Source organism: Phyllobacterium sp. CCNWLW109 (assembly GCF_037203905.1).
GTDB classification, from domain to species: Bacteria; Pseudomonadota; Alphaproteobacteria; order Rhizobiales; family Rhizobiaceae; genus Phyllobacterium; species Phyllobacterium ifriqiyense.
Genome location: NZ_JBBCBK010000003.1, coordinates 606,140 through 619,994, shown reverse-complemented (window position 1 = coordinate 619,994; position 13,855 = coordinate 606,140). Strand labels below are relative to the sequence as shown.

Sequence of the window (13,855 nt, the reverse complement as noted above, 5' to 3'; positions counted from 1 at the left end):
CGGCAAATTCGAAGCAATAACAATATGGTCGCGTTGAGCGAAACACCGCAACTATGGGGACTTGCAACAGCGCAGCTTTGGCGCCGTTTTCGCAGACGTGTGCGTATGGGCCCGCTTTACCGCTGGCGTTTTACCGGTTTTACGCCCGAGCGTGTGCTCATAGCACCGCAAGATTTACGCCCTGCCGATCCGCAGCTCGCCGAAGAGTTTTACCATGGCCGTTTCGCGCTTGCTGGCCGCGTGGTCGAGACCGGCGGACGCTCGCCCTTCCTTGTCGAGCCACCCAATGCCGCCTGGCAAGCTGCGCTGCATAATTTCGGCTGGCTCCGCAATCTGCGTGCAGCAGGTACAGAACTTGCAACCGCAAATGCCCGCGCGCTTCTCAGTGACTGGATCACCACCCATGGCCGCTCGATCAGCGGACCTGCCTGGGCACCCGAGGTCACGGCCCAGCGAATCATAGCCTGGCTGCAGCACTCCAACCTTATTCTGGCCGGTGCAGAACTTCGCACCTATCGCCAATTTATGCGCTCACTTGCCATGCAGGTGCGTTATCTGCGCACCATGGCCGCCGTTATGGATGATGGCGAAGAAAAGCTGCGTGCGCGCATCGCCTTGGCTCTTGCCGCTCTGGCCCTGCCCGTCTCTTCAAGCACCAGCCGCTCGGCTCGCCGCAATCTGGAATTGGAACTTGTTCGGCAGATATTACCCGATGGCGGCCATATCTCGCGCAATCCGCTGGCGATTCTGGAATTGCTGGCCGATCTGCTGCCCCTGCGCCAAACCTATGCCAGCGGGCAGGAAGCGCCGCCTAAAGCGCTCATCGAAGCAATCGAGCGCATGCTGCCTGCATTGCGCTTCTTCCGTCATCATGATGGTAGCCTGGCGCTCTTCAATGGCGTTGGCGCGACCATGCCGGAACGGGTAATCGCCGTGTTACGGCACGACGATATTGGCGGCCTCCCGCTTATACATGCCGCTCATTCCGGTTACGAACGCCTTTCCATGGATTCGACAACCATCATTGCCGATACGGGCCTTGCGCCTCCCGTTACGGCATCACGTGACGCACATGCGGGTTGCCTATCCTTTGAAATGTCTTCCGGGCGCAGCCGCTATATCGTAAATGCCGGTGTAGACCGTTACGGACCGGCGGAGTTCCGGCCCTTGGCACGCTCCACCGCAGCGCATTCGACAGCAACGATCAACGACACATCGTCCTGCCGCTTCAGCAACACATCCGGCCTTTCGACGATGATCGGCACGCCCATCATTGCGGGCCCGAGCAAGGTCAATATTGAGCGGATTGAAAAACCGGGCGTGATTGGCTTTGTTGCAAATCACAATGGCTATGTTCGACCCTTTGGCATTTACCACGAGCGCCAGATTGTTCTGTCGCACAATGGCAGCGTGATCGAAGGTATCGACAGTTTCTTTGCTGCCGGACGCAATCCCTTGCGCCATACCGGAGCAGAAGAAATCGTCATCCGTTTTCATCTGCATCCATCCGTGAATGTCAGCGTGGATGATCACGGCCTGATTGTGCTGCAAGCCGATAATGACGACATCTGGATGTTCTCATCGACAATCCAGCCCTTCGTCGAAGATTCGCTGTTCTTTGCCGGTTTTCGCGGGCCCGTGAAAACCCGGCAGATCACGCTTTCAGTCAACGCTGCCAATCGCCCGGAAGTTGAATGGCAATTTACCCGCACGACCCTCGGTGTTTACGGCTGATCCGAATTCACCGAATCTTGTATGAGCAAGAGGCGACAAATGCCCGCTGATCGGCTATACGGAACTTAACGCCATCGCCGCATTTTCCGGCACAATCCCATTCTCAGATATATTATCAGGAGCCGATCATGGAGTATCGTCAGCTTGGCCGTTCCGGTCTTAAAGTATCCTCGCTCAGCCTCGGAACCATGACTTTTGGCGGCAAAGGCAATTTTGCCAAAACCGGCGACACCGATATTGAGGGTGCAAGGCGACAGGTCGATATGGCCCTTGATGCAGGCATCAATCTGTTCGATACCGCTGATATCTATTCGAACGGCGCATCCGAGGAAATCCTTGGCCAAGCTTTAAAGGGCAAGCGCGATAGGGTTCTTGTTGCGACCAAGGCGCGTTTCCGCATGGGCGAGGAAATCAACGATGCGGGCCTGTCGCGCTATCATCTTATCCGTGCTGCCGAAGTGAGCCTGAAGCGTCTCGGCACAGATCACATTGATCTTTACCAACTCCACCAGTGGGACGGTATGACACCGCTCGACGAGACCCTCGAAGCACTGGACACACTCGTTCGTTCGGGCAAGGTTCGTTATGTTGGTGTCTCAAACTTCTCTGCGTGGCATCTGATGAAGGCGATGGGCGTTGCCGCACTGGAAAAATTCATCGCGCCGGTTAGTCAGCAAATTCACTACAGTCTCGAATCGCGAGACGCAGAATATGAACTGATCCCAGCCACACTCGATCAGCAGCTTGGTGTACTCGTTTGGAGCCCGCTCGCCGGAGGATTGCTTTCGGGCAAGTATCGCCGCGGCACTCCTACGCCGGAAGGTACGCGTCAGCTTGCCAATTGGGGGGAACCACCTATCCGCGACGAGGAACGCCTTTATGATATTATTGAAGTGCTGATTGGCATTGCTGAAGCCCATAAGGTTTCGGCGGCGCAGGTAGCACTCGCATGGCTTCTTGGTCGCAAGGGAGTGACATCTCTCATTATCGGCGCAAGAACGGACGCGCAGCTCGCAGATAATCTTAAAGCTGCCGACCTGGTGTTGACTGCCGATGAGCGCGCAAACCTCGACAGAGTAAGCCAGCCACCATTGATCTATCCTTATTGGCATCAGGCACGCACTGCATCTGATCGCCTTTCTGCGGCAGATCTATCCCTCATCGAACCTTACCTCAGCAAGTAAAAAGGTCCGGCGGAGGGAGGCCACCGGCAGAGAGAACATAATGGCCTATTCAAACAAGCCCGCCGATCAATCTGATAAATCGGAAGTGGCAGCGGCAGAGCCCAACGGCTTGTCGCCTGCTCTGACCTTCCTGTTTGCCTTCGCCTGCGGGGCGATGGTTGGAAACATCTACTATGCTCAAGCACTGATCGGACTGATCAGCGACGATCTCAATCTGCACGGCGGGATGGCGGGCTTCATCGTTACGGTAACCCAGCTCGGTTATGGCGCGGGGCTTCTGCTGCTTGTCTCCCTTGCGGATCTGTTCGAAAACCGGCGTCTCGTGCTGCTCACTCTCGGTGGCACGGCGCTGGGTCTTGCAGGCGCTGCAGTGTCCGGCTCTGCAACCACCTTTCTTATTTCATCCTTCGCCATCGGCTTTTTCGCCTGTGGTGCGCAGGTGCTTGTGCCCTTTGCCTCCCATCTTGTTCCTGCTGCCTCGCGCGGCAGGACTATCGGCAACGTGATGGCGGGCCTTTTGACCGGCATCATGTTGGCGCGGCCACTGGCCAATCTGGTAGCGTCGGAATTTGGCTGGCGCGCCATCTTCTGGATATCGGCAGCCGCAATGCTGGCAGTACTTGTGCTCCTGCGTATTGCCCTGCCGCAACGCCAGCCAAAGGGTGGAATGCGCTATGGTGCGATCATCAAATCCATGTGGCACCTTTTGATCACGACACCAGCCTTGCAGCGGCGCGCCTTTTACCAAGGGATCATTTTCGCCAGCTTCAACTTGTTCTGGACTGGCATTCCGCTGCTTCTGAGCGAACAGTTCGGGTATAGTCAGCGCCAGATTGCTTTGTTTGCATTGGCAGGCGCAGCCGGTGCTCTTGCCGCGCCCATTGCTGGCAGGCTGGCAGATCGTGGCTATACCCGCCAAGGTACAGCTATCGCGATGGTAACGCTGACCCTGTGGTTTTTGATTGCCGGCTGGGCAGGCACTGCCATCTCAATTGCCGCATTGGTACTTTGCGCGATTTTCATCGACAGTGCAGTTCAGACCAACCAGATTCTTAGCCAGCGCATTATCTTTTCATTGAATGACGCGGCACGCGGACGGCTCAATGCGGTCTATATGACCATCGTCTTTCTGCTTGGCTCGAGCGGATCAGCGATTGCCGCCGCCAGCTATTTTTATGGCGGCTGGTGGGCAACCTGCATGACCGGTGCAATCATGGGGCTTATCGTTCTCGGGGCCTTCGCTACAGAAAAAGCCTCCAAATCACCCGTGTGAACTTGTGCAAAAAGGTAGGATTCCGGCTCGGCCTGTGCTAACGGCCAAGCCAATCCATTGACCCCTACGAAATTTAAGGACGAATCCATGGCCGTCGCCGCGAAATCTTTTCCCGCTCCCAATCTCCATCCGGTCAAGCGGGCGCTTATTTCCGTTTCCGACAAGACAGGCCTGACTGCGCTGGCTCATGCGCTGCATCGTCATGGCGTCGAGATCCTCTCGACTGGCGGCACATCCAAGGCGATTGCCGCCGAAGGCATTCCGGTACGTGATGTTTCCGACATTACTGATTTTCCCGAAATCATGGATGGCCGCGTCAAGACATTGCATCCCAAGGTGCATGGCGGCCTGCTTGCGGTGCGCGATGATCCCGAGCATGTCGAGGCGATGAAGGCCCACGGCATTGGCGAAATCGATCTCGTGATTATCAATCTTTACCCATTCGAAGAAGTCCGCCACTCCGGTGCCGACTATGCCAATATCGTGGAAAATATCGACATTGGCGGCCCTGCGATGATCCGCGCCGCCGCCAAGAACCATGCCTATGTCGGCGTTGTTACCGAAACCGGCGATTATGACATGGTCATTGCAATGCTGGACAAGCATGACGGTTCGCTGCCCTATTCTTTCCGCCAGAGCCTTGCTGCCAAGGCCTATGCGCGCACAGCCACCTATGATGCAGCCATTTCCGGCTGGTTTGCCGAAGCGCTGATGACGGAAACACCATCACGCCGCGCGATCGGCGGGCATCTTCATTCGGTCATGCGTTACGGCGAAAACCCACATCAATCGGCTGGTTTTTATCTCACCGGCGAAAAGCGCCCGGGCGTCGCCACGGCCACCCAGCTACAGGGCAAGCAGCTCTCCTATAACAATATCAATGATACCGACGCGGCCTTTGAACTGGTTGCCGAGTTTGATCCCGCCCGTACATCCGCCGTTGCCATCATCAAACATGCAAATCCATGCGGCGTGGCTGAAGGCGCGACCTTGAAGGAGGCCTATCTGAAGGCCCTCGCCTGCGATCCGGTTTCCGCATTTGGCGGCATTGTCGCGCTCAACAAGACGCTGGATGCGGATGCCGCTGAAGAGATAGTCAAGACATTCACCGAGGTCATTATCGCCCCTGATGCGACGCCCGAAGCGCAGGGCATTGTTGCGGCCAAGAAAAACCTGCGGCTGCTTGTGACAGGCGGCCTGCCTGATCCGCGCGCTGGCGGTATCAGTGCAAAGACGGTCGCAGGCGGCCTTCTGGTTCAGTCCCGCGACAGTGGCGTTGTTGACGATTTGGATTTAAAAGTCGTCACCAAGCGCGCGCCGACCGAGGCTGAAATGTCCGATCTCAAGCTCGCCTTCCGTATCGCCAAACATGTAAAGTCCAACGCAATTGTTTATGTCAAGGATGGTGCAGCGGTCGGCATTGGCGCCGGTCAGATGAGCCGCGTTGATAGCGCTCGAATTGCAGCCCGCAAGGCCGAAGATGCTGCTGAAGCCGCTGGCCAGACAACCCCTTTGACCAAAGGTTCCGTCGTCGCCTCTGACGCTTTCTTCCCCTTTGCCGATGGTTTGCTTTCCGCTGTCGCGGCTGGTGCAACGGCTGTGATCCAGCCAGGCGGTTCAATGCGCGATGATGAGGTGATCGCCGCTGCCGATGAACATGGCATCGCCATGGTCTTTACCGGCATGCGCCATTTCAGGCACTGATCTTTGCGGCTGGATATGGCGTTCTTGCAAGGATCGCCAGACCGATGAGCAAAAAGATCATGATCATCGCCATGCCAAGACGTGGCGATCCACTGAGCACCGTTACGGTCGCTACCATGAAGGGCGCAAGAAAGCTTGTCGCCCTTCCTGACAATGCATAAAGGCCGAAATACCGCCCCGCTTCGTCAGCGGAAATACTGCGCGCCATATAGGAGCGCGATGAAGCCTGCACCGGCCCGAATGCGATGCCTATCAGCAGTCCAAAACCGATATAGGCTTTTTCCGCTGGCGTACCGAACAGGTCACCAGTGTCAACACCAGGCAATTGCAGCAAGCCAAAAAGCGTATAGCCGGGTCCGGTCGAAACAATCCCAAGCGTCGCGATGGTAAGCGAGATCAGCGATGCGATGACCACGGTTTTTGACCCGAACACTGTGTCAAACTTGCTGGCGACAAGGCAGCCGAAAATAGCCACGACATTCAGGATAATCCCGAAAATCCCGATCTCCGCTGTTACCCAGCCAAACATCGTTGCAGCGAAGGCCCCGCCAAGAGCAATCAGCGCATTAACGCCGTCCTGATAGATCATGCGCCCGACGAGAAAGCGCACGATACCCGGCCTCTGCCTTGCTTCCTTCAAGGTGGATTTCAGTTCGCTCAGGCCAGCGCGCACGGCCCTGCCCGCTGGCAAGCCCTTCAGGGAATCCGGCGTAAAGAAAAACATGGGCAGGATAAAAATCAGATACCAGAGCGCCGCCAAGGGGCCGGTGGCCCGATCCCCCTCGGAAAGACTTGGATCAAGCCCGAAAATAGGGCTCGCCCCGAGAAGGGTCTTTCCCGTTTCCGGGGAGGCAGCCATGAAAGCCACGACAAAGATCAGCACAATCATCCCGCCAAGATAGCCAAGACCCCAGGCAATATTGGAAATACGGCCAATGTCTTTTTGCGCCACCAGGCGCGGCATCATGGAATCGTTGAACACGATGGAAAATTCGGCGGCAATGGAGGCCAGCGAAAAGAAAAACAGCGGTGCTATCAGTCCTGAACCCGGCTCGGCAAACCATAGCATGCATAGTGACAGGATTTTGACAGCAGCGAAAAAGCCGATCCAGGGTTTGCGCCGTCCGGTCTGATCCGCAATTGAACCGAGGACCGGCGATAATATGGCGATGAACAGGCCGGAAATAGCGATGCCATAACCCCATGCTGCCTGCCCCATTGCAGGATCGGCAGCCATGCGCGAAACGAAATAAGGCCCGAAGATAAAGGTCGTTACAACTGTGAAAAAAGGCTGCGCCGCCCAGTCGAAAAACATCCAACCCCAGATACCGCGTTTTGGTGCTTGTTCCATGCAGACTCCGGTGATCGGAAGATCAACTTCGCAAATCTATGGCACTGGTTATCTCTCCCCTTGAGAGAGAGAAAGGATTTTCCTGGATTTAGCCTCTTTACTAAATCCTGGAAAATCCAAGTGAGGGGATAGTTCGATGGACACAATCCCCTCTCTTGTAATTTCTAGCACTTAGCAAGAGCTAAGATGCGGAAATCACATTCTCTCCCACAAAGGGGGAGATAGCCACCTCCAAATCACGACAAATCAGACAGCAGCCCCGCTGCGACAGCCAGACGTGACACGGTAAGATCACCGGTTTCGACGATATTTGCCATGCGCTGGCGCACTTCATCCAAACGTGAACCCCGGCTTGCCAGCCATTCCTTGGCTGGGTCGGCCTTCTTGCCATGCTGGGTCAGCGCTGACACCGCAATGCCCCGCCGCGCCTGACTGATCAGATCGGTGGCCCGGGCAAGCGCCAGACCATCATAGTAATCAGCAACAGATACGCCGCGTGCAGCATCCTCGATGCGGCCAATACGGAACGCTTCCGAAATATCGAAATAGGCTTTGGCCGCGGCGGCAATATCGACATTGGCCGCCTGCGCCACCGCTGCGATATCCGGGATGATCGGTGCAATTTCCAGACGCGCCATCTGTTCCGCAAGCGCCTGCGGCGCACCAAGCGCAACATTATTGGCCGTATCTTCGCGAATGAGTGCCATCATTGTTACTGGCAGAAGCTTGTCGAGCCGCGGCAGCAGCGCATTGCGACCAGCCTTGATCTCGGCAATAGCGCCTCCAAGGTCGGCACTCTTGCGATTGCGCAAAACCCAGGCTGTCGTCCAGTTCAACATCTGCGCAACCTTGGCGTAAAGCCCGTTCTGCACATCGCCCGGCATGAGATTATCCAGGCGATCAATGGCGTCGAACAGACCGTCCACTTCAAAACCATCGCGAACGATGACATAGGCGCGGACGATTTCCGGCCCCGATTGGCCGGTCAGGTCCGAAAGCCGGCTGACAAAAGTCGGTCCGCCCCGATTGATCACATCATTGGCGAGCTGCGTTGCAATGATTTCCCGGCGCAGGCGATGCGTACGTATTTCGTCGGCAAAACCTTCCTTCATCTGGATGGGGAAATACTCCATCAGCTCGCGCTCAAAATAAGGATCATCCGGCAGATCGCTGGCCAGAAGCTGGTCCGAAAGCACGATCTTGGCATAAGCCAACAGCACGCCAAGCTCGGCGCGGGTTAGCGGAATGCCTTCGATCTGGCGTTCCTGCAATGCCTTGTCTTCCGGCAAGGTTTCCACCTTGCGGTTGAGCAGCTTTTGCGCTTCCAGATCGGTGATAAAACGGGCCTGATAGGCAAGATCCACAATACCACGCCGCTGTGCCAGCGAAAGCGCGAGTGTTTGCAGGTAATTATTACGCAGCACCAGAGAACCGACCTCATTGGTCATGGATTCCAGCACCTTATCGCGCTTGTCACGCTTCAGCTTGCCGCTGCGCATGGCCTGCGCCAATGCAATCTTGATATTGACCTCAACGTCCGACGTATTGACGCCGGCAGAATTATCGATGGCGTCTGAATTGCAGCGGCCGCCCAAAAGGCCAAATTCGATACGTGCTTTCTGGGTAACGCCGAGATTGGCACCTTCGCCGATAACCTTGGCCCGAACATCGCTGCCGGTAATGCGGATGGCATCATTGGAACGATCGCCAGCTTCCGCATCGGTTTCGAGCGAGGAGCGGATATAGGTGCCGATACCGCCAAACCAGAGCAAATCAACCGGCGCTTTAAGGATAGCCGTCATGATTTCAAATGGTGTCGCTGTGGTCTTGCCAAGTCCAATGGCTTTCGCCGCTTCCTTGGAAAGCGTAATGGACTTTTGCGAACGCGAGAATACACCGCCGCCAGCGGAAATCTTCGACTTGTCGAAATCCTGCCAGCTGGAACGCGGCAGATCAAACAGGCGCTGCCGCTCCTTCAGCGTTGCTTTTACATTCGGTTCCGGATCGATGAAGATATCGCGGTGATCGAAGGCGGCAATCAGCTTTGTCTGTGGCGACAGCAGCATGCCATTGCCAAACACATCGCCCGACATATCGCCGACACCCACAACCGTGAATGGCGTGGTCTGGATATCAGTGCCGATTTCACGGAAATGGCGCTTGACCGCTTCCCAGGCACCGCGCGCGGTAATACCCATTTTCTTATGATCGTAGCCGACAGAGCCGCCAGAGGCGAAAGCATCGTCCAGCCAGAAGTCATGGGCTTGACTGATTGCATTTGCCGTATCGGAGAAAGTTGCCGTGCCCTTATCGGCAGCAACGACGAAATAGGGATCATCGCCATCAAGCCGGATGACGTTTTCCGGCGGTACGACAGTTTCGCCCTGCAGATTATCGGTCACGGAAAGCAATGTCGAAATGAAGGTAATATAGGCCGCGCGCCCTGCTTCGAAGATCGCATTGCGATCGCTTCCTGTCGGCAGACGCTTCGGATAAAAACCGCCCTTGGCACCAACCGGCACGATGACGGCATTCTTGACCTGCTGCGCCTTGACCAGTCCGAGAACCTCGGTGCGATAATCCTGAGCGCGATCCGACCAGCGCAGACCGCCACGAGCAACCGGGCCAAAGCGCAGGTGCACACCCTCGACCTCGGGGCCGTAAACGAAAATCTCGCGATAGGGCCGCGGCGCAGGCAATTCATCCAGAGCCCGTGGATCAAGCTTGAAGGCCAGGGTGACGCGTTCGCTGCCATTTTCTTCCGGCGCAAAGGCATTGGTACGCAATGTCGATTCAATCAGGTTGAGGAATCGCCGCAAAATGCGATCATCGTCAAGGCTCGGCACCCCCTGCAAGCCTTCCTCGATAGCAGCACGAAGCTTTTGTTGCGCCGATTGGGATTTTGCTGCTCCGGCCTTGTTTTTCGCAGGATTGAAACGTTGGTCGAACAGACCAAAAATCTGCTTGGCAATAGCCGGATAACGGTTCAGCGTTGCTGCAATGAAATCCTGGGAATAGGGAATGCCGGCCTGCTGCAAATAGCGGCCATAGGCGCGCAGGATGATGATCTGGCGCGATGAAAGCTGTCCCGTGAGTGCCAGCGCGTTATAGCCGTCATTGTCCGAGGCACCATCCCAGATACTGCGGAAAACCTCCTCAAACAGATCCCCATCATCAGCAAGATCGATTGGGATTTCAGATGTGCTGGTCAGTTCCATATCATGGACAAAGAGCGGGCTGCCATCGGCTGCGGGCAGAGCGAAAGTCTGCTCGCTGATGACGCGAAAGCCCATATTCTCAAGAAGAGGCACGCGCTGTGAAAGCGCAACCGCCGAACCATAATGATAGATCTTCAAGGAAGCGGCGCCCGGACCATCGGTGCGATGGCGATAAAAATCCACGAACAGCGGATTGTTGCGCGTCAGCCCGGCAATACGCCCGGCATCGACAAGCGCTTCTTCCGGTGAAAAGTTTTCACGGTAGCTGTCAGGGAAGGCCGCAGCCAGAGTGGTAAATTCCGCCGCGCCAGTGCGGTCGCCAACCTCGGCAACAGCATCCTCCCAGGTGCGGACGATAGCGCGGACATTTTCTTCCAGCACCTCGCGTTTGACCTTGGGGAAGTCATTTTCCGCATGACCTATGATAAAGTGGACGCGGGCCAGATTGCCTTCCGGAAAAGCCGGATAATAAGCCGACACATGCCCGTCATAGACCGCGGCAAAATAGGACCCCATCTTTTCGCGGACAACAGAATCGTAGCGTTCACGGGGGACATAGACAATGATCGAGGCGAATCGGCCAAACGGATCAATGCGTGGCAGAACACGCACGCGCGGCCGCTCTCCCAGAGCAAGAATGATCTCGGCATTTCGGGTCAGTGTCTTGACGTCGATCTGGAAAAGATCGTCGCGTGGATAGCCCTCAAGAACCTTGATCAGCTGCTTGCCGGAATGATCTTCCCGGTTGAAACCAAGGCGGCTGATAACGCTTTCGGTCTTCGAGCGCAGATAGGGGATTTTCAGCACGGAGCGGGTGTAAGCACCAGAGGTAAACAGGCCGACAAAGCGCAACTCGCCGCTGACCTTGCCTTCCGCATCATAGGTTTTGACGCCGATATAATCCATATAACCACGGCGATGCACCAGCGACTTCGTATTCGCCTTGGTGACAATCAGCGGCTCAGGGCCGGTGAGAAAGGCAATGATCTGCGGCGTGGTGGTTACGCCCTGATTGCCACGCTTGAGCACGCGAACATCCGGATCGCGCAAAATGCCAAGGCCAGGCTTGCCCGAACGTTCCAGCTCGCCCTGGCTGCCATCGCCCTGATAATCATATTCGCGGACACCCAGAAAGGTGAAATTATTGTCGCGTAACCATTCGAGAAATTCGACCGCCTCATCGCAGGCGGCTTTCTTCATCGGTGTTTTGCCGGTCTTGTAAGCCTCGATTGCATCGTCAAGACGAGCCGCCATCGCGCCGCGATCATTGACCGCTTCCCGGACCTGCTTGAGCACAAGATTAAGCGCAGCCAGCATGATCTCACGCGCCGGAGCGTCCAGCGCAGGCACATGGATCTGCATCACCGAGACGCGAGCTTCGTCCTTGCCGGGCTTATCGGGACCAGCGGCACCGATAACGGCACCGCTCTTCTTGTCCACATCCATCACCGGATGCAGCACCAGATAGACAGAGCTGACCCTCTCGCTGATCTCGCCAAGGACAGAGTCGAGCAGGAAGGGCATATTGTCATTGATCAGTGTGATGACGGTGATCGGGCGGCCATCACGGGAAACAGCACTTCCATCGGAAATATCTATGAGGGGTTTGCCCGACTTGAAGCGCCTCAGCGCATCTTCTGCCAGCTTTGCAGAAGCTGTCAGAGCACCCGCATCATAGACCGCCAGATCCTCTTCCGGAGCGCGCACAAACAGCAGTTCCTCGAAGAGCCGGACCTTGTTTTTGGCGTTTGCAGACTTTGCAGTTTTCGACGTCGGTGCGGATTTCTTCGCGGAATTTTCGCTGGAAACCATAAAATACCCCCCTGAATTCTCAAAACTGGCTAATCATAGCTATTAAATAAGGCTTTTCGACCTCAAATTGCATGCAAACGTGAAAATAGCGTGACACGCAAGAATATTACAATTCGACGAGATGATCATCGAGTTCATTGACATCTTCATGACCAATCGGGAAATGTTCCTCCAGCAGCAAACCGGCTCTCTCAATCGCCTGAAGAAATCCTGATGCAACTTCGCCTTTTTTTGCGTGATCCGTAAGCAGGCTGACAATCCCGTTCCACTCTTCCTGTCCAACCTTGGCATTGATTCCGGCATCGGCAATCACTTCCGCATAGCGCTCGGCCTGTGAAACAAACAGCAATATGCCGGTTCGCTCCGTTGTCAGGTGAACATTGCGCGCAAGAAACTGCTGAACGGCATTTTGATGCGCGCGGCGATATCGGACCTGCCGCGGCACGAGCAGCATCGTTATGCCGGGCACAAGCCAAAGCACCAGCACTGCGGTCAGGAATGCGGCAAGAATGGCAAGGCCAAATGTCGGTAGCGGTATGATGAACCAGTACCAATGTGCGGCAAGCGCGACGATCACGGCGGCGAGTAAAATACCGCATGCGGCAGTAAAACCGGCAACGAAGAAGTAGCTGTCGCTCCGCCGTGCAACCACGGCATAGATCTCGCCGCTCGTGCGACTTTCAGCAGACCGGATCGCCTCGGCAATACGTTTGTGATCAATGTCTGTGATTAAGGCCAATCTACCAGCTCCCCGATGCGCCGCCGCCGCCGGAAGAACCGCCGCCGCCCGAAAATCCACCACCACCGCCACCGGACGACCAGCCACCACCACCGGAAGACCAACCCCCGCTGCCGCCACCGCCATTGCGCCTTGATGGCCTTGTATCGATATTCATTCCGAGCCAGCGATATTGGCCGGGTCCGATCTTTTGCCCGAAAACCGGGGCCAATACCGCCATGCCGAAACCGCCGAAGAAAATGATGACCCATACCGTGATGAAGATCACCATGAACCAGTCGATATCGGTATTGGGCTCTTTGATATTGCGCTTGGCGCGAGCCTCAAGCTCGGCTGAATCACCGGAAAGAACCTGGACTATATCATTGACACCGCGCGCTATTCCCCCGGAATAATCACCGGACCGAAAACCGGGAATAATGCTGTTCTCAATTATGAGCTTTGACAGCAGGTCGGTCAGCGTGCCTTCAAGACCATAGCCGACCTCTATCCTGACCTTGCGGTCATTCGGGGCAACGACGAGCAAGACGCCGTTATTTTCCTGCTTCTGTCCGAGTGCCCAATGGCGATAAAGCCGGTTGGAGTAGGATTCAATATCTTGACCATCGAGATCAGGCACTGTCACGACGACGACCTGATCTGAGGATTTCGTTTCAAACGCTTCCAGCTGACGTGTTATCGCTTCGCGAGTTTCAGGCTCGATGACATTTGCACCGTCAACAACACGGCCGGTCAGCGCTGGCAGCTCTGCTGCAAAGGCATGAACGGAAAAGACAGCCAGCAGAACAAGAGCCAGCCAAAGGCGGCTGGCACCGGCAGCTATCGGACGCATTGCTCTCA

Annotated in this window: 8 protein-coding genes; 4 read left to right on the top strand and 4 right to left on the bottom strand. The window is 56.0% G+C overall.

Annotated elements, in window-relative coordinates; translation table 11 throughout:
* The first annotated feature begins 24 nt into the window (after positions 1–24).
* The 4 genes from V9K92_RS13550 to purH all read left to right on the top strand — a co-directional run bounded on the left by V9K92_RS13550 (position 25) and on the right by purH (position 5,895).
* A complete protein-coding gene (locus V9K92_RS13550) occupies positions 25–1,734 on the top strand; it encodes a heparinase II/III family protein (protein ID WP_115054358.1) in 1,710 nt (569 codons plus the stop codon).
* A gap of 128 nt (positions 1,735–1,862) precedes the next feature.
* Positions 1,863–2,918 (top strand): aldo/keto reductase, encoded by a 1,056-nt coding sequence (locus V9K92_RS13545; protein WP_115054359.1) that lies wholly within the window; start codon positions 1,863–1,865, stop codon positions 2,916–2,918.
* Between the two features lie 40 nt (positions 2,919–2,958).
* Positions 2,959–4,191: an MFS transporter gene (locus V9K92_RS13540; protein WP_337354224.1), complete on the top strand. Its 1,233-nt coding sequence runs from the start codon at positions 2,959–2,961 to the stop codon at positions 4,189–4,191.
* Positions 4,192–4,278: 87 nt separating this feature from the next.
* Complete coding sequence (purH, locus tag V9K92_RS13535) at positions 4,279–5,895, top strand: bifunctional phosphoribosylaminoimidazolecarboxamide formyltransferase/IMP cyclohydrolase (protein ID WP_337354223.1); 1,617 nt, start codon at positions 4,279–4,281, stop codon at positions 5,893–5,895.
* Here the strand turns inward: purH and V9K92_RS13530 are convergent.
* The 4 genes from V9K92_RS13530 to V9K92_RS13515 all read right to left on the bottom strand — a co-directional run bounded on the left by V9K92_RS13530 (position 5,885) and on the right by V9K92_RS13515 (position 13,847).
* The gene (locus V9K92_RS13530; RefSeq protein WP_337354222.1) at positions 5,885–7,246 is read right to left on the bottom strand and encodes an MFS transporter; all 1,362 of its coding nucleotides are present in this window, start codon (positions 7,244–7,246) and stop codon (positions 5,885–5,887) included. The genes purH and V9K92_RS13530 overlap by 11 nt on opposite strands.
* Before the next feature lie 236 nt (positions 7,247–7,482).
* A complete protein-coding gene (locus tag V9K92_RS13525; protein WP_337354221.1) occupies positions 7,483–12,276 on the bottom strand; it encodes an NAD-glutamate dehydrogenase in 4,794 nt (1,597 codons plus the stop codon).
* A 106-nt stretch (positions 12,277–12,382) separates the two neighbouring features.
* Positions 12,383–13,015, bottom strand: a complete 633-nt coding sequence (locus tag V9K92_RS13520; RefSeq protein ID WP_115054364.1) for a TPM domain-containing protein — start codon at positions 13,013–13,015, stop codon at positions 12,383–12,385.
* 1 nt (position 13,016) lies between these two features.
* Positions 13,017–13,847: a TPM domain-containing protein gene (locus tag V9K92_RS13515; RefSeq protein WP_307281159.1), complete on the bottom strand. Its 831-nt coding sequence runs from the start codon at positions 13,845–13,847 to the stop codon at positions 13,017–13,019.
* Between the last annotated feature and the right edge of the window lie 8 nt (positions 13,848–13,855).